This is a genomic window from Streptomyces sp. 4N509B, from assembly GCF_052245655.1.
Classification (GTDB): domain Bacteria; phylum Actinomycetota; class Actinomycetes; order Streptomycetales; family Streptomycetaceae; genus Streptomyces.
The window spans coordinates 33035-49980 of sequence record NZ_JBQQBZ010000006.1 but is presented as its reverse complement, the minus strand read 5'-3'; the positions used below and the strand labels follow the sequence as shown (position 1 = coordinate 49980).

Below are 16946 nucleotides of genomic sequence, written 5' to 3'. Positions count from 1 at the left end.
ATGAGATGGGTCACCCTAATGGCTGTCCCGCAGTCCCTGGCGGGCTCGCGACGCCCTGCGACTCCCCTTGCCGCGTTGTCGTCGGTCGCCAGCCTGCAAGGCTGACTCCCTCCTCCGCCTTGCCATCGAAGCCCCAGGACGCCGCTCCCTGATCCACCAGGGACTGCGGGACAGCCATTAGGGTCTGCGCAGCGTGAGACGCCAACTGCCCTGCCATGGTTTCGTCTTGACGTGGGGACCGCTCCCGAGGGGCCGTCGGTTCGGGGGCGCGACGCCGCACGGCGCTCCCCCGCGCCGGGCGGTGTCAGCTCCAGCGGCCGGTGCGGGCCAGGACCACGGCCGCGGCGGCCGTGCCGGCGGTGGAGGTCCGCAGCACCGTGGGGCCCAGGCGGTACGGGCGCGCCCCGGCCTCGGTGAAGGCGGCCAGTTCGGCGTCGGTGACGCCCCCCTCCGGCCCGACGACGAGCACGATGTCGCCCTCCGCCGGGAGCGCGGCCGCCGCCAGCGGCTCGGTGGCCGACTCGTGGAGCACGACGCCGAACGCCTCCCTGGCCTGGAGCCAGCGCGCCACCTCGCGGGTGGTGTGGGCCTCGGCAACGCTCGGGAACCGCACGCGCCGCGCCTGCTTGCCGGCCTCGCGGGCCGTGGCGCGCCACTTCGCCAGGGACTTCGCGCCCCGCTCGCCGCGCCACTGCGTGACGCAGCGGGACGCCGCCCACGGCAGGACCGCGTCCACGCCGGTCTCGGTCATGGTCTCCACGGCCAGCTCGCCGCGGTCCCCCTTCGGCAGCGCCTGCACCACGGTCAGCCACGGCCGCCGCGGCGGCTCGTGCCAGACCCGCGCCACCGTCGCCATGAGGCGGTCGCGGTCCTGGAGCGCGGTGACGGTGCCCGCGGCGCCCGTGCCCTCGCCGTCGGTGAGGACGACGGGCTCGCCGGGCCGCAGCCGCCGCACGGTGACCGCGTGCCGGCCCTCGGGGCCGTCGAGCGTCACGGTGTCACCGGGGCGGGCGTCGCGGAGCGCGTCGGAGACGAAGACGGGTGCGGTGGTCATGGGAGCTTCGGCGATCGTGGACTCGGGCGGCTTCGTCAGCTTCGTCAGCGGCGTCAGCGGCCGTTGAACGCGTCCTTCAGGCGGGAGAACAGGCCCTGCTGCCCGGGCTGGAACTGGCCCTGGGGCCGCTCCTCGCCGCGCAGCTTCGCCAGCCGCCGCAGCAGCTCCTCCTGCTCGGGGTCGAGCTTGCTCGGGGTCTGCACCTCCACGTGCACCACGAGGTCGCCCCGCCCGTTGCTCCGCAGGTGCGTGATGCCGCGGCCGTGGAGCGGGATGGACTGGCCCGACTGCGTGCCGGGGCGGATGTCCACCTCCTCCATGCCGTCCAACGTCTCCAGCGGCACCTTGGTGCCGAGCGCGGCGGCCGTCATGGGGATGGTGACCGTGCAGTGCAGGTCGTCGCCGCGGCGCTGGAAGACGGGGTGCGGCGCCTCGCGGATCTCGACGTACAGGTCCCCGGGGGGGCCGCCGCCGGGGCCGACCTCGCCCTCGCCCGCGAGCTGGATGCGGGTGCCGTTGTCCACGCCGGCGGGGATCTTCACCGTCAGGGTGCGGCGGGTGCGGACCCGGCCGTCGCCCGCGCACTCCGGGCACGGGGTGGGGACGACGGTGCCGAAGCCCTGGCACTGCGGGCAGGGCCGGGAGGTCATGACCTGCCCGAGGAACGAGCGGGTGACCTGCGAGACCTCGCCACGGCCGCGGCACATGTCGCAGGTCTGCGCCGAGGTGCCGGGCGCGGCGCCCTCGCCGTTGCAGGTGCCGCAGATGGTGGCGGTGTCGACCTGGATCTCCTTCGTGGTGCCGAAGGCGGCGCCGTTGAGGTCGATCTCCAGGCGGATCATGGCGTCCTGGCCGCGCCGGGTGCGCGACTTCGGCCCGCGTTGGGTCGCGGTGCCGAAGAAGGCGTCCATGATGTCCGAGAAGTTCCCGAAGCCGGCTCCGAAGCCGCCCGCCCCCGCCCCGACACCGGAGCCCATCGGGTCCCCGCCCAGGTCGTACATCTGCTTCTTCTGCGGATCGGAGAGCACCTCGTAGGCGGTGTTGATCTCCTTGAACCGCTCCTGGGTCTTCGGATCCGGGTTCACGTCCGGGTGCAGCTCGCGCGCCAGCCTGCGGAAGGCCTTCTTGATCTCCTCCTGCGAGGCATCGCGCTGCACGCCAAGGATCGCGTAGTAGTCCGTCGCCACTTAGTTCTCCGCGAGGATCTGTCCGACGTACCGTGCCACTGCCCGCACCGCTCCCATCGTTCCGGGGTAGTCCATCCGGGTCGGTCCCACCACGCCGAGCTTCGCGACCGCCTCGTCACCCGAACCGTAGCCGACGGAGACGACCGAGGTGGAGGTCAGGCCCTCGTGAGCGTTCTCATGCCCGATACGGACGGTGACGCCCGAGTCGGTGGCCTCCCCCAGCAGCTTCAGGAGCACCACGTGCTCCTCCAGCGCCTCCAGCACCGGCCGGATCGTCAGCGGGAAGTCCTGGGCGAAGCGGGTGAGGTTGGCGGTGCCGCCGATCATCAGCCGCTCCTCGGTCTCCTCCACCAACGTCTCCAGCAGCGTGGAGAGCACCACCTGCACCGTGCCGCGCTCCTCGGCGTCGAAGGCGTCGGCCAGGTCCCCCACGAGCCGGGGCACCTCCGTGAAGCGCTGCCCGGCGACCCTGCTGTTGAGCCGGGCGCGCAGGTCGGCGACGGACGCCTCGGGGAACGGCGCCGGGCAGTCGAGGAGGCGCTGCTCGACCCGGCCGGTGTCGGTGATCAACACCAGCATCAGGCGGGCCGGCGCCAGCTGGAGCAGCTCGACGTGACGGACGGTGGAGCGGGTCAGGGAGGGGTACTGCACGACGGCGACCTGGCGGGTGAGCTGCGCCAGCAGCCGGACCGTGCGGCCGACGACGTCGTCGAGGTCGACGGCGCCGGCGAGGAAGTTCTGGATGGCGCGACGCTCGGCCGCCGACAGCGGCTTGACGTCGGCCAGCTTGTCGACGAAGAGGCGGTACCCCTTGTCGGTCGGCACCCGCCCGGCGCTGGTGTGGGGCTGGGCGATGTACCCCTCCTCCTCCAGCGCGGCCATGTCGTTGCGCACCGTGGCCGGGGAGACCCGGAGGTTGTGCCGCTCGGTGAGGGCCTTGGAGCCGACGGGCTCCTCGGTCCCCACGTAGTCCTGGACGATGGCTCGCAACACCTCGAGTCTGCGTTCACTGAGCATGCGCGCACCTCCCGTCCCAGCCGCACGTCTTCGCCTGTTCGTACGCCGCCGCCGTCTGGCACTCATCCCTACCGAGTGCCAACCCCCGGTCCAGTGTACGGCTGGGTAGCAGGGCCGGGGAACGTGCGACCACATGACCGTACCGCGCGACCGGCGCGAACAGGAGAGCGCAGGAGCGCACGTGTTCGCGGGGAGGCTAGTCTGCGGCCGTGACGAGCACGGAGTGGGGGGAGCCCGAGGAGGTGGCCGCCGGGGTCTGGCGGTGGCGGCTGCCGGGGTGGGACGAGACGGTGGGGCTGGTCGCGGGGGACGACGGCCTGCTGCTCGTGGACACGGGACCCGGCCCCGAGGCCGTGGCCGCGCCGGCGCGCTGGGCCGCCGGGAGATCCCGTCGCTCCGCGTCCGTGGCGCGGTGGGCGGCGGTCACGCACCCCCACTTCGACCACGTCCTCGGGGCCACGGGGCTCGGGCCCGAGGTCGAGCTGTACGGGGCCGCGGGCCTTCGATCACGGCTGGTGGCCGCCGAACTGGCGGCGGACGCGGTGGGCAACGGGATGGACGCGTCCCTGGCGGGTCGGCACGCGGCGGGGATCGACGCGGTGGCCGGGCGGTTCCTGGAGGTGTCCGGCCGGCGCGAGATCGCGCTGGGCGCGGACCGGCGCGCGGTGCTCGCGAACATGGGCCCCGGTCACACCCCGTGCGACCTCGCGGTGCTGGTGCCCGCGTCGTCCGCGGGCGGGCCGCCGGTGGTGTTCTGCGGGGACCTCGTGGAGGAGTCGGGCGAGCCGCAGGCGGGCGAGGACGCGTCACCGTCGCGGTGGCCGGCGGCGCTCGACCGGCTGCTGGCCCTGGGCGGCGAGGACGCCCGCTACGTGCCGGGGCACGGGGCCGTCGTGGACGCCGCCTTCGTCCGCGCCCAACGCGCGGCGCTGGCCCGACGCTTCGGCGTCACGCGCTGACCCGGCAGCTCCCGCCGGCCGGCGGGACCTGATCGAATAGGCCCATGCGCAGCCGATCGTACGACCCCGACCTGACGCCGCCGTGGAAGCGGAAGGCGCCCGCGCCCGAGGTGGTGGCGGAGCCCGGTCTGGTGGTGGAGGAGGTCACCACCGGGTACTGCGGGGCGGTGATCCGCTGCGAGAGGACGGCGCAGGGACCGACCGTCACGCTGGAGGACCGCTTCGGCCGGCACCGCGTCTTCCCCATGGAGCCGCGCGGCTTCCTGCTGGAGGGCACCGTTGTCACGCTCGTGCGGGCAGCGAGGAAGCCCTCCGGTGCCGGGGACGGGGCTGGTCGGGGGCAGGGCGGCGGGCCCGCGCGGACGGCTTCCGGGTCGCTGGCGGTCCCGGGAGCGCGCGCTCGCGTCGCACGAGCCGGGCGCATCTACGTCGAGGGGCGCCACGACGCGGAGCTGGTGGAGAAGGTCTGGGGCGACGACCTGCGGGTGGAGGGCGTGGTGGTGGAGTACCTGTCGGGGGTCGACGCGCTGCCGGCGGTGGTGGCGGACTTCGGCCCCTCCCCCGAGGCGCGGCTCGGGGTGCTCGTGGACCACCTGGTGCCCGGCTCGAAGGAGTCCCGCATCGCCTCGGCGATCACCGACCCGAACGTCCTGGTCCTCGGCCACCCGTTCGTCGACATCTGGGCGGCGGTCAAGCCGGCGGCGGTCGGCATCCCCGGCTGGCCGACGGTGCCGCGCGGCGAGGACTGGAAGACGGGCGTCTGCCGGGCGCTGGGCTGGCCGGAGAACACGGCGGCGGCCTGGCGGCGGATCCTCGGCCGGGTGCGGGACTTCCGCGACCTGGAGCCGGCCCTGCTGGGGCCGGTGGAGCACCTGATCGACCACGTCACGGTCGGCGGGCCCGCCGGGCCGGCGTAGCCCCGAACGACGGACTGGGCCCGAACGACGGCCCGGCCCTAGACGAGGAAGAGGTCCTCGTCGAAGACGGTGACGACGGCGACCACCATCAGGCCGTGGCCGATGAGGTACTCGATGAGGATGCCGGGCGCCACCTGTGCCTTGCGGTTGTCCTGGTGGGTGCCGACGGGCGCGCTGGCCTTGTGGTACGGGTCACGGGCGAGGTTGGACAGGCCGCGGCCGAGCAGCTCGCGCCGGTGGGGCGCCATGCGGTCGGCGGCCTCCGCCGCCTCGACGGTGAACGTCACCCGGTAGTCCCGGGCGTCGGGCACGTCGAACTCGAACTCGGACATCGCTTCCTCTCACCGCCCTCCGGCCTGTGACCCGCGAGTCTTCCACGTAGCGGACAATGAGGAGTATGCCGAGCGTCCTCCCCGATGGCGAGCCCGTGCCTCCGGACGGGGCGCTGCCGGCCCCGGCCCTTGACGGGGCGGCCGGCCGCCCCCTCGCCTTCTACCTCCACGTGCCGTACTGCGCGACCCGCTGCGGGTACTGCGACTTCAACACCTACACCGCCGCCGAGCTGCGCGGCTCCGGCGGCGTGCTCGCCTCCCGGGAGAGCTACGCGCGGGTGCTGGCTGAGGAGGTGCGGCTGGCCCGCAAGGTCCTCGGCGACGACCCGCGCGAGGCCAGCACCGTCTTCGTCGGCGGCGGCACGCCCACGCTGCTGCCCACCGAGCACCTGGGAGCGATGCTGGCCGCGGTGCGGGAGGAGTTCGGGCTGGCGCCCGGCGCCGAGGTCACGGTCGAGGCCAACCCCGACTCGGTGACGCCCGCCTCCCTCGCCGCGCTGCGCGAGGCCGGCTTCACGCGCGTGTCGTTCGGCATGCAGAGCGCCCGCCAGCACGTGCTGAACGTGCTGGAGCGCACCCACACCCCCGGCCGGCCCGAGGCCTGCGTGCGCGAGGCCCGCGCCGCCGGCTTCGAGCACGTCAACCTCGACCTGATCTACGGCACGCCGGGCGAGACCGAGGCCGACTGGCGGGCCTCGCTGGACGCGGCCCTGGGCGCCGGACCCGACCACGTCTCGGCGTACTCGCTGATCGTGGAGGACGGGACGCGGCTGGCGCGGCGGGTGCGGCGCGGCGAGGTGGCCGCCCCCGACGACGACGTCCACGCCGACCGGTACCTCGTCGCCGACGAGGTGCTCGCGGCGGCCGGCTTCGCCTGGTACGAGGTGTCGAACTGGGCCACCTCCCCGGCCGCCCGCTGCCGCCACAACGAGCTGTACTGGACCGGCGCCGACTGGTGGGGCGCCGGCCCCGGCGCCCACAGCCACGTCGGCGGGGTGCGGTGGTGGAACGTCAAGCACCCCGGCGCCTACGCGGCGGCCCTGGCCGAGGGCCGCTCCCCCGGCGCGGGGCGGGAGGTCCTGGCCGAGGAGGACCGGCGGGTGGAACGCGTGATGCTGGAGCTGCGTCTGGCGGACGGCTGCCCGCTGGGGCTGCTGCGCCCGGCCGGGCTCGCGGCGGCGCGGCGGGCTCTGGAGGACGGACTGCTGCGCGCGGCGGAGTACGAGGCCGGCCGCGCGGCGCTGACGCTGCGCGGCCGGCTGCTGGCCGACGCCGTCGCCCGCGACCTCGCCGACTGAGGCGGGAGACGGCGGAGGGCCGGGCGTCACGGGGCCCGGAGGGCCGCCGGCTACGCCCCCTCGTACATCCCGTCGATCAGCTCCCGGTACTCCGCCTCCACCACCGGGCGCTTCAGCTTCAGGCTCGGCGTGAGCTCGCCGTGCTCCACGTCGAGGTCGCGCGGCAGCAAACGGAACTTCTTGATCGTCTGCCACCGCTGGAGACCGGCGTTGAGCTCCGCGACGTACCCCTCGACCAGCGCGCGCGTGCGCTCGTCCGCCACGACCTGGGCGTAGTCCCTGCCCTCCAGCCCGTTCTCCTTCGCCCAGCCCATGATGGCCGGCTCGTCGAGCGCGACGAGGGCGGTGCAGTAGTTCCGGTTGGCGCCGATCACGGCCATGGTGGAGGCGTACGGGCACAGCGCCTTGAAGCGGCCCTCGATCTCGGAGGGGGCCACGTACTTGCCGCCCGAGGTCTTGAAGAGGTCCTTCTTCCGGTCGGTGATCCGCAGGTACCCGTCGTCGGAGAGCTCCCCGATGTCGCCGGTGTGGAACCACCCGTCGGGGTCCAGCACCTCGGCGGTCTGCTCGGGCAGGTTGTGGTAGCCGTCCATGATGCCGGGGCCGCGCAGCAGGATCTCGCCGTCCTCGGCGATCCGCACCTCCAGGCTGGGGAACGCCTTCCCGACGGTGCCGGTGCGGAAGGAGTCCAGGCGGTTGGCGAAGCTCGCCGCGGCGGACTCGGTGAGCCCGTAGCCCTCCAGGATCGGGATGCCGGCGCCGCAGAAGAAGTACCCGATCTCGGGCGAGAGGGCGACGGACCCCGAGACACAGCCCTCGATGCGGCCGCCGAAGGCCGCCCGCAGCTTGCTGTAGACCAGCCGGTCGGCGAGGGTGTGCTGGAGGCGCAGGCCGAAGGGCACCGAGGCGGTGCCGGTGCGGCGGTGCGACTCCTGCGAGACGCGGGCGTACTCCTTGGCGACTCTGGCCGCCCAGGTGAAGATCCGGTACTTCAGGGCTCCGCCGGCCTTGGCCTTCATGGCGACGCCGTTGTAGACCTTCTCGAATATCCGGGGGACGCCGCACATCCTGGTGGGACGCACCACGGGCAGGTTCTCGATGATCCTGTCGATCCGGCCGTCCACGGCCATGACGTGCCCGAGCTTGACGTGGGAGGTCAGCAGGACCTTGCCGAAGACGTGGGCGAGCGGCAGCCACAGGTACTGGACGTCCTCGGAGGTCACCAGGCGGGTCTCCTCGATGGCGTACCCCATGTAGGACCAGGTGTCCTGGCGCAGCCGCACGCCCTTGGGGCGGCCGGTGGTGCCCGAGGTGTAGATGAGGGTCGCCAGCTGCTCACGGCGGAGCCCGGCGACGGTCTCCTCCACGCACTGGGGGTTCTTCTCCAGGTACGCGGTGCCGCGCTCGGCGAGCTCGGCCAGGGACAGCACCCACCCCTCGGGGTCGCCCTCGGCGGGGACGGCGTCGGCCGCCTCGATGACCACGACGTGCCGCAGGCCGGGGAGGCGGTCGCGCTGCTCGCGGACCTTGGCGAGCTGCGCGGCGTTCTCGGCGACGAGCACCTTGCTGTCGGAGTCGTCGAGGATGTACGCGGTCTCGTCGGCGTTGGTCGTCGGGTAGACGGTCGTGACGGCGGCGCCCGCGCACATCGTGCCAAGGTCGCACAGGATCCAGTCGACGCGCGTCGTCGAGGCGATCGCGACGCGCTCCTCGGGCAGGACGCCGAGGTCCATCAGGCCCGCGGCGATCGCGAAGACCCGCCGGGCGACCTCGCCCCAGGAGTAGGAGGCCCAGTCGTCGGGGCCGCCGCCTGGCGAGGGCACCGGATAGCGGAACGCCTCACGGTCGGGCGTCGCCGCCACCCGCTCCAGGAACAGGTGCGCCACCGACGGCGGCCGACCGTCCAGGGGCTGCTCGACGATCGTCTGTTGTGTCTCGCTCACGACTTCCTCCGGGTGCCGCGCTGCATCAAAAGGAGCGATTCGCGACTACCGCGCGACCGCCTCGCGACTGACGAGTAACCATTGGGTGGCGCTACAGGGTAGAGCCCGAGAGCTCCGTACGTAAGGGGGAGCTCCACACGTAAGGGGTCTATTTCGGGTTCTTACCCGTGTCCTTGCCCGTGTCCGAGGCCAGGGCCGCGATGAACGCCTCCTGGGGGACCTCCACCCGCCCCACCATCTTCATGCGCTTCTTGCCTTCCTTCTGCTTCTCCAGGAGCTTCCGCTTCCGGGAGATGTCACCTCCGTAACACTTGGAGAGCACGTCCTTGCGCATCGCGCGCACCGTCTCGCGGGCGATCACCCGCGACCCGATGGCGGCCTGGATGGGCACCTCGAACTGCTGGCGCGGGATGAGCTCGCGCAGCTTGCCCGCCATCTTCACGCCGTACGCGTAGGCCTTGTCCTTGTGGACGATGGCCGAGAAGGCGTCGACCTTGTCACCGTGGAGGAGGATGTCCACCTTGACCAGGTTCGCGGTCTGGTCGCCGGTGGGCTCGTAGTCGAGCGAGGCGTAGCCCCGGGTCTTCGACTTCAGCGCGTCGAAGAAGTCGAAGACGATCTCGGCCAGCGGCAGGGAGTACCGCAGCTCGACCCGGTCCTCGGAGAGGTAGTCCATGCCCTGCATGGAGCCGCGGCGGGTCTGGCAGAGCTCCATGATCGCGCCGACGTACTCGCTCGGGGCGATCAGCGTGGCGCGGACCACGGGCTCGCGGACCTCGGCGACCTTGCCCGTGGGGAACTCCGAGGGGTTGGTCACCGTGTGGCCGGTGCCGTCCTCCATCTCCACCTGGTAGACGACGTTGGGGGCGGTGGCGATCAGGTCCAGGCCGAACTCGCGCTCCAGCCGCTCGCGGATCACCTCCAGGTGGAGGAGGCCGAGGAAGCCGACGCGGAAGCCGAAGCCGAGGGCCGCGGAGGTCTCCGGCTCGTAGACCAGGGCGGCGTCGTTGAGCTGAAGCTTCTCCAGGGCGTCGCGCAGCGCCGGGTAGTCCGAGCCGTCGATCGGGTAGATCCCGGAGAACACCATGGGCTTGGGGTCCTTGTACCCGCCGAGCGCCTCGGCCGCGGCCCGGCGCTGGGCGGTGACGGTGTCGCCCACGCGCGACTGGCGCACGTCCTTCACGCCCGTGATCAGGTACCCCACCTCGCCGACGCCGAGGCCGTCGGCCGGCGTCATCTCGGGCGCGTTGGTGCCGATCTCCAGCAGCTCGTGGGTGGCGCCCGTGGACATCATCTGGATCCGCTCGCGCCGGCCGAGACGGCCGTCGACGACCTTCACGTAGGTCACGACGCCGCGGTAGGAGTCGTAGACCGAGTCGAAGATCATCGCGCGCGGCGGCGCCCCGGCCTCGCCGACCGGGGCGGGCACCTGGCGGATCACCTCGTCGAGGAGGGCCTCGACACCCTCGCCGGTCTTCGCCGAGACCCGCAGCACCTCGTCGGGGTCGCAGCCGATCAGGTGGGCGAGCTCCGCGGCGAACTTCTCCGGCTGGGCGGCCGGCAGGTCGATCTTGTTCAGGACCGGGATGATCGCGAGGTCGTTCTCCATCGCGAGGTAGAGGTTGGCGAGGGTCTGCGCCTCGATGCCCTGGGCGGCGTCCACCAGCAGGACGCAGCCCTCGCAGGCGGCGAGGGAACGGGAGACCTCGTAGGTGAAGTCCACGTGCCCGGGGGTGTCGATCATGTTCAGGACGTGGGCGGTGTCGCTCCCGGTCGGAGCCCAGGGCATGCGGACGGCCTGGGACTTGATCGTGATGCCGCGCTCCCGCTCGATGTCCATGCGGTCGAGGTACTGGGCGCGCATCTGACGCTGCTCGACGACGCCGGTGAGCTGGAGCATCCGGTCGGCGAGCGTGGACTTTCCGTGGTCGATGTGCGCGATGATGCAGAAGTTACGGATCAGGGCCGGGTCCGTGTCGCCTGGCTCCGGCGCGTTCGTAGGGATCGCGGGCACGCGGGGTCCTGTCGGGTGGTGTCGGAGGTCGGGTGAGGGTGGGGTGGGACATCCCCATGGTCCCACGTGGACGGTGGGTGCCACGGATTGGGAGGCGGGTGGGTGCCGCTGGTAGGCTGGCCGACTGCGTATCGATCATCCGACCCAAAGGCTTCATTCGTGGCGAACATCAAGTCCCAGATCAAGCGGATCAAGACCAACGAGAAGGCTCGACTGCGGAACCAGTCGATCCGTTCCGAGGTCAAGACGGCGATCCGCCGCACCCGTGAGGCCGTGGCCACCGGGGACTACGACAAGGCCGAGGCGGCGCGCCGGGTGGCGTCCCGCAAGCTGGACAAGGCCGTGAGCAAGGGCGTGCTGCACCGGAACAACGCCGCCAACAAGAAGTCCTCGCTGGCCTCCCAGGTCAACGCGCTCCAGAGCTGACGTACCGGGCCGCACGTTCCGGGGTCGACGTTCGAGCCGAACCTTCGGGCTGGACGTTCCGGCGTGCGCCTTCCGGGATGACCCGCTGAGCTGAGGTTCCCGGTCGGCCCTCCGGGCCGACGACGCGGCTGGCACCGCGCGCCCCGCGCGCCCGTGCCGGCTCGCTTTCTCGTGGCCGCTTCCCGGGTCTCGATCCCCCGGTGCACAGCCGCTAGCGTGGTGGCATGGGTACACCGGGGGGAACGCGTCCCGATCCGTACGTCCAGCCCGGCCAGCCATCACAGCCGCCACCTCAGCCCCAGCCCCAGCCGAACAATCCCTACGCGCAGCCCGCCGGCGTGGGCTACGGATTCCCCGGAGCCGCGGCGCCCGCCCCGCCGGTCATGCCGGGCGCACAGCCGCCGGGGGGTTTCGGTCCGATGACCCCGCCGCCCGCCGTGCCGCCCCCGGGCGGCCCGCGCCGGCCGTTACCGGGCTGGCTCTGGGCGGTCGGGGGCGTGGTCGTCGCCTCCGCCGTGTGGGGCGGGGTGCTGGTCCTCACGGTGGGCGGCTCAGAGAACTCCCCCTCCGAGCCCCCTCCCGTCCGCCCGAACCTCGCCGGGTACACGTACGCCGCCGACATGTGCGAGACGGCGGACACCTCGGCCTTCGACGTCGACTACCAGGCCGACGGGTACCGCGAGCCGAGCGAACTCGCCTACGAGCACCGGGCGCTGGACCGCAGCGCCTGCACGTTCTACCTCTCCCCCCTCGCCACCACGGGGTACAGCTCCCTCTACCTCACCTATGACGCGGTGTGGCACAAGGGCACGAGTCCACGGGCGGAGTTCGCCGCCAGCTACCGCCAGCAGGAGCAGTACGAGGACGTCAACTACGACTACGCGGTCGAGCCGGTGGACGGCCTCGGCGACGAGGCGTTCATCGTCTACCAGACCGACACCCTCGACGACGGCCGGCTGGCGCGCGTCGTCCTGGCGGTGCGGGAGGGCTGGTTCGTCCACACGTTGACCTGGGACGCGTACATCGACCCGGCGGAGCCGGAGATGTCGGAGCTGGCCGACCCGGACCACGTGGGCGAGGCGATGCGGGAGGCCACCGAGGAGACGCTGGCCACGCTGCGCGGCGAGGTGCCGTTGGGCGGGACCGAGCCGAGCGGGTCCCCACAGGACGGGGGAGGCTCCCCCGGGGCCGACGCCTGACGGCCGTCTCCCCGGTTCCCCCGCCAGGCGCGACGCCTGCGCGCCCCGGACGCCGCGTCCCGAACACCGCGCCTCGGACAGCGGCTCGGACAGCGCGCCAGGGGGCACGGCGGCTAACGCCGAGTCGGCTCAGGCCGTGGCGTCGGACGCGGTGCCTCGCGAGGCCGAGAGCCGTCCTCGGACCGCGACGCGGCGGGGGCGAGCCGGGGACCGGGCCGAAGGCCGGGAGACTGGCGCCGTGGCTGGGCCTCGCGGCCCCGGCGGGACCCCCGCGTGCACGCCCTAGCGTTCCCGGGCGGCGCTGGCCACGGTGATGACGGCGCGCTCCAGTGCGTAGGCCGGGTCGTAGCCGCCGCCCTTGACCGCGGCGTCGGCCTCCGCGACGGCGCGCAGGGCCGTCGCGAGACCCTGGGGCGACCAGCCGCGCATCTGCTGACGGACCCGGTCCACCTTCCACGGCGGCATGCCGAGCTCCCGCGCCACGTCCCCGCCGCGCAGCCCCGGCGGGGCGGAGGCGAGCTTCCCGATCGCCCGCACGCCCTGCGCGAGCGCGCTGGTGACCAGGACCGGCGCGACGCCCGTGGCCAGCGCCCACCGCAGCGTCTCCAAGGCCTCGGCGGTGCGGCCCTCCACGGCCTGGTCGGCGACGGTGAAGCTGGACGCCTCGGCCCTGCCCGTGTAGTACCGGGCGACGACCGCCTCGTCGATGCCGCCCTCGACGTCGGCGGCCAGCTGGGAGCACGCCGAGGCGAGCTCGCGCAGATCCCCGCCGACGGCCTCGACGAGCGCCTGGCAGGCGACGGGGGTGGCCGTGGCGCCCAGGGCCCGGAACTCGCCGCGGGCGAACGCCACCCGGTCGGCCGGCCTGGTCATCTTCGGGCAGGCCACCTCGCGGGCGCCGGCCTTGCGGGCGGCGTCGAGCAGCCCCTTGCCCTTGGTGCCGCTGCCGGTGAAGAGCAGCACGAGGGTGATCTCCTCGGCCGGCCGCGTCAGGTACGCCTTGACGTCCTTCACGGCGTCGGCGGCGAGGTCCTGCGCCTGCCGGACGACGACGACCTTCCGCTCGGCGAAGAGAGAGGGGCTGGTGAGCTCGGCGAGGGTGCCGGGCGCGAGCTCCCCGGGGTCGAGCTGGCGCACGTCCGTGTCGGCGTCGGCCGCGCGCGCGGCGGACACGACCTGCCGCACCGCGCGGTCGATCAGCAGGTCCTCCTGCCCGACGGCGAGGGTCACGGGCGCCAGCGGATCGTCGGTCGTCGCCTGGAGGGTCTTCTTCCTGGTGGCCATCGCCGCCCAGCATCCCACGGGGCTGTGACATCCGGTCCCGGCTGCCCGACCGGCCCCTTCGCCCCCGCGCGAGAATGTCACCGTGAACGAGGTGATCCTGGTGCTCCCCGACCGTGACGCCGCCGAGGAGGTGGCCGAGGAACTCGCCGAGCGGTACGCGCTGGCCGAGGAGCCCCGCCTGGTCCGCGACGCCCTAGCGGGCGAGGACGACGCCGAGGACGCCCAGTGGCTCGTGGTCCTCCACGACCCGGACGGCGTCTGCGACCCGGCCACGCTGGCGGCCCTGGCCGAGAGCCACGAGGGCTGGCTCGAACGCGGCTGAGCCGTCGCCCTCGTCGCCCGGCGGCGGCTCGTCGGCACCCGAACCGAGGACCTCCGACCTAGGTCTTCCGATCGAGGCGCCGTCGGGCGTCCGGCCCACGTCCTCCGCCCGCCGTCCGATGTGCCGGCACCGGTGCCCCTCTACGCTCGCCGATCATGGCGAAGCAGAGACCCCCGGCACGCGACGGTCAACAGCGCAGGGGCGACGTGCTCACACGGCTCGTGGAGGACGTGGACGCCTGGGTGTCCACGACCGGGCAGGACGAGAGGCCGTGCATGGTGCCGCTGTCCTTCGTGTGGCACGACGGGGCGCTGCTGATGAGCACGCGCACCGTCAACCCGACGGCTCGCAACGTGCGGCGCAGCGGCAGGGCCGTGGTGGCGCTCGGCCACACCAGGGACGTCGTGCTGATCGACGCCGACGCGGAGGCGGTCCCCAGCGACGCCCTGCCCGACGCGGAGGGCCAGGCGTTCCACGCGAAGCTGGGCTGGGACACCCGTGACCGTGAGGAGTACTGCTTCCTGCGGTTCCGTCCCCGCGCGATCCGCGCCTGGCGCGAGGCGAACGAACTCCCCGGGCGCGAGCTGATGGTGGACGGCGTCTGGCTGGTGTGACCCGGGAAAGGCCCTCGCGGGCCACGCCGCGCGGGCCGGCGCCCTCGTCGGTGGTGGTGACGGCGAGGTCCCCGTGGCGGTCGGTGGAGAGCACCACCGCGCCGACCTCGTGGAGGTCCGCCAGGGTGCTCGGCGCCGGGTGGCCGTAGTCGTTGTCCTCGCCCGCGGAGACCAGGGCCAGGCGGGGGCGCAGCCGCTCCAGCAGCGGCCGGTGCTGGTCGGCGGAGCCGTGGTGGGCGACCTTCAGCACGTCCACGCGCGGCAACTGGGGATGCGCGGCCAGCAGACGACGTTGGGCCGGGCTCTCCAGGTCTCCGGGGAGCAGGATCGTGAGGCCGCCGGCGCGCAGCAGCAGCGTGACGCTCGCGTCGTTGGCCTCGTGCCCGGCCCGCGCCGCGTCGGCCGGTGGCCACAGGACGTCCCAGCTCAGCTCCCGGCTCACCCGGCCCCGCGCGCCCGCCGTGACGGGCACGAGGGGGATCCCCGCCTCGGCGGCCACGCGCTCGACGAACGCGGCCTGCTCCGGGGAGTCCCGCACGGGCGAGGTCTGGATGAGGTCCACGCGCCGGCCGCGCAGCACCCCGGAGAGGCCGCCGACGTGGTCGGCGTGGTGGTGGCTGAGGACCAGCAGCGGGACGTGACGGACGGCCAGCTCGCGCAGGCAGCCGTCGACGGCGGCGGGATCGGGGCCGGTGTCGACCACCACCGCCGCGCCGTCCCCCGCGGCCACGACCAGGGCGTCCCCCTGTCCGACGTCGCACACGACCAGGCGCCACCCCTGGGGCGGCCAGCCGGTGAGGACCCGAGGCAGCGGCGCGGGGCGGAGCACGGCGAGCAGGAGCAGCAGCACACCGGCGACCGCGAGCCACGGGCGCGCCGCCGCGCGGCGGGCGAGGGTCAGGACGGCGAGGGTGACGGCGGCCAGCAACGCCGCCCCGGCCCAGCCGTCGGGCCAGCCGATCTCGGCTCCCGGCAGCGCGGCACCGGTGCGGGCGACGGCGGCGATCCAGCGGGTGGGCCAGCTCGCGAGCCAGGCCAGGGCCGTGCCGAGCGGCATGCTGAACGGGGCGGCGGCCAGCGCCAGCCAGCCCAGCACGACGGCGGGCGCCACGGCGGGCACGGCCAGGAGGTTGCACGGGATCGCGACCAGGCTGGTGCTGGCGGCGAAGACGGTGACGACGGGCGCGCAGGCCAGGTGGGCCGCGGTGGCCGTCGCGAGCGCCTCGGCCAGGCGGGGCGGCGTGCCCCGCCCGCGCAACGCGTCGCCGATGCGCGGCGCGAGCGTCAGCAGGGCGCCGGTCGCCAGGACCGACAGCAGGAATCCGAAGGAGCGGGAGAGGCCGGGGTCGGCCAGCAGGAGCAGCAACACGGCGGCGGCCAGGGCCGGCAGCAGCGAGCGGCGGCGCCCGGTGGCGAGCGCCAGCAGCGCGATGCCGCCGCAGACCACCGCCCGCAGCACGCTGGGCTCGGCGCGGCAGACGACGACGAACGCCAGCAGCAACGCGCCGCCGAGCACCGCCGTGGTGCGCAGCGGGATGCCGAGCCGGGCGGCCAGCCCCCGGCGCTCGGCGCGCGGGGCGAGGTGCAGGGGTCCGACGAACACGGCCAGCACGATCATGACCTGGCTGCCGCTGACGACGATCAGGTGGGTGAGCCCGGTGGCCTCGACCGCCTCGGACAGCTCGGGCGGGATGCCCGAGTCGTCGCCGATGACGAGGGCGGGCACCAGGGCGCGGGCGTCGCCCGGCAGCTCGGCGGACGCCTCGCGCAGCGCGTCCCGCAGCCGGTCGGCGAGCCGGTGGGCGCGGTCGGGAGGCGCCAGGACGTGGGGCGGGCCGCTGTCGGTGACGCGCAGGACCGCGGCGAGGTCCACGGCAACCCGCTCGGGCATCGGCTCGGCGACGCGGGCGGTCAGGCGCAACCTCGTCGAGGGCGTCAGGCGCAGCCAGTCGTCCGGGTGGTCGGTCCGGGCGACGACCAGGACCTGGGTGCGGACGGCGACGGCCGTCGCGCCGCCGACGGTCACGCGGGTGGCGTCGGCGGTCAGCAGCACAGTGGTGTGTGCCTCTTCCCCGCCGGGCCGGGGCTGGTCCTGCCGGTCGGGCCGGGGGTCGGCGGTGAGCTCCACCTCGACGGTGACGGTCCTTCCCGCGAGCTGGGGCAACGGCCCCGCACGCGCGGCCGTCTGGTGGAGCGCGGCGACGGTGGCCCCTGCCGCCGCGCACAGCAGCGAGGCGGCGAGGGCGGTGGTCAGGGCGGACCCGCGGGTGCCGGGGAGGCCGGCGCGGCGACGGCCGCCGCGAGGCCGCCCGGCGCGACGCCGGCACAGGGCGGCCAGCGCGAGGAGGCAGCAGAGGGCGGCGACCGCGGCGGCCGTCGC

Annotated in this window: 14 protein-coding genes and 1 pseudogene; 7 read left to right on the top strand and 8 right to left on the bottom strand. The window is 74.0% G+C overall.

Annotated elements, in window-relative coordinates; translation table 11 throughout:
- Positions 1–304: 304 nt before the first annotated feature.
- Genes ACTWP5_RS08970 through hrcA form a run of 3 tightly spaced genes read right to left on the bottom strand, consistent with a single transcriptional unit; the run spans position 305 to position 3258 of the window.
- Positions 305–1054 carry a 16S rRNA (uracil(1498)-N(3))-methyltransferase gene (locus ACTWP5_RS08970; RefSeq protein ID WP_443220255.1) on the bottom strand — a complete coding sequence of 250 codons (750 nt, stop codon included), beginning with the start codon at positions 1052–1054 and terminating at the stop codon, positions 305–307.
- Between the two features lie 53 nt (positions 1055–1107).
- A complete protein-coding gene (gene dnaJ, locus ACTWP5_RS08965) occupies positions 1108–2241 on the bottom strand; it encodes a molecular chaperone DnaJ (RefSeq protein ID WP_443220254.1) in 1134 nt (377 codons plus the stop codon).
- Positions 2242–3258, bottom strand: coding sequence for a heat-inducible transcriptional repressor HrcA (gene hrcA, locus ACTWP5_RS08960; protein ID WP_443220253.1), 1017 nt, complete (start codon positions 3256–3258; stop codon positions 2242–2244).
- 209 nt (positions 3259–3467) lie between these two features.
- Between hrcA and ACTWP5_RS08955 the strand changes: the two genes are divergently transcribed.
- Both ACTWP5_RS08955 and ACTWP5_RS08950 read left to right on the top strand, forming a co-directional pair.
- Complete coding sequence (locus ACTWP5_RS08955) at positions 3468–4217, top strand: MBL fold metallo-hydrolase (protein WP_443220252.1); 750 nt, start codon at positions 3468–3470, stop codon at positions 4215–4217.
- Positions 4218–4261: 44 nt separating this feature from the next.
- Complete coding sequence (locus tag ACTWP5_RS08950) at positions 4262–5134, top strand: DUF3097 domain-containing protein (protein ID WP_443220251.1); 873 nt, start codon at positions 4262–4264, stop codon at positions 5132–5134.
- 38 nt (positions 5135–5172) lie between these two features.
- Here the strand turns inward: ACTWP5_RS08950 and ACTWP5_RS08945 are convergent, their stop codons facing one another.
- On the bottom strand, positions 5173–5466 hold the full coding sequence (locus ACTWP5_RS08945) for a type II toxin-antitoxin system RelE family toxin (RefSeq protein WP_443220250.1): 294 nt from the start codon (positions 5464–5466) through the stop codon (positions 5173–5175).
- 65 nt (positions 5467–5531) lie between these two features.
- Between ACTWP5_RS08945 and hemW the strand changes: the two genes are divergently transcribed.
- Positions 5532–6764 (top strand): radical SAM family heme chaperone HemW, encoded by a 1233-nt coding sequence (gene hemW, locus ACTWP5_RS08940; protein WP_443220249.1) that lies wholly within the window; start codon positions 5532–5534, stop codon positions 6762–6764.
- Between the two features lie 50 nt (positions 6765–6814).
- On the opposite strand, the gene ACTWP5_RS08935 is transcribed toward hemW, so the two are convergent.
- Positions 6815–8707 carry an AMP-dependent synthetase/ligase gene (locus ACTWP5_RS08935; protein WP_443220248.1) on the bottom strand — a complete coding sequence of 631 codons (1893 nt, stop codon included), beginning with the start codon at positions 8705–8707 and terminating at the stop codon, positions 6815–6817.
- 148 nt (positions 8708–8855) lie between these two features.
- Positions 8856–10721, bottom strand: a complete 1866-nt coding sequence (gene lepA / locus ACTWP5_RS08930; RefSeq protein WP_443220247.1) for a translation elongation factor 4 — start codon at positions 10719–10721, stop codon at positions 8856–8858.
- A 159-nt stretch (positions 10722–10880) separates the two neighbouring features.
- On the opposite strand from lepA, the gene rpsT reads away from it, so the two are divergent.
- Positions 10881–11147 carry a 30S ribosomal protein S20 gene (gene rpsT / locus ACTWP5_RS08925; RefSeq protein ID WP_443220246.1) on the top strand — a complete coding sequence of 89 codons (267 nt, stop codon included), beginning with the start codon at positions 10881–10883 and terminating at the stop codon, positions 11145–11147.
- Between the two features lie 419 nt (positions 11148–11566).
- On the top strand, positions 11567–12346 hold the full coding sequence (locus ACTWP5_RS08920; protein WP_443220245.1) for a hypothetical protein: 780 nt from the start codon (positions 11567–11569) through the stop codon (positions 12344–12346).
- A gap of 282 nt (positions 12347–12628) precedes the next feature.
- Here ACTWP5_RS08920 and holA read toward each other — a convergent pair whose 3' ends face one another.
- The gene (holA, locus tag ACTWP5_RS08915; protein WP_443220244.1) at positions 12629–13630 is read right to left on the bottom strand and encodes a DNA polymerase III subunit delta; all 1002 of its coding nucleotides are present in this window, start codon (positions 13628–13630) and stop codon (positions 12629–12631) included.
- A gap of 82 nt (positions 13631–13712) precedes the next feature.
- Between holA and ACTWP5_RS08910 the strand changes: the two genes are divergently transcribed.
- A complete protein-coding gene (locus ACTWP5_RS08910; RefSeq protein WP_443220243.1) occupies positions 13713–13952 on the top strand; it encodes a hypothetical protein in 240 nt (79 codons plus the stop codon).
- A 155-nt stretch (positions 13953–14107) separates the two neighbouring features.
- A complete protein-coding gene (locus ACTWP5_RS08905; RefSeq protein ID WP_443220242.1) occupies positions 14108–14566 on the top strand; it encodes a pyridoxamine 5'-phosphate oxidase family protein in 459 nt (152 codons plus the stop codon).
- Positions 14567–14813: 247 nt separating this feature from the next.
- On the opposite strand, the pseudogene ACTWP5_RS08900 reads toward ACTWP5_RS08905, so the two are convergent.
- Positions 14814–16457 (bottom strand): annotated as a pseudogene (locus tag ACTWP5_RS08900) (ComEC/Rec2 family competence protein); the annotation flags it as partial.
- Between the last annotated feature and the right edge of the window lie 489 nt (positions 16458–16946).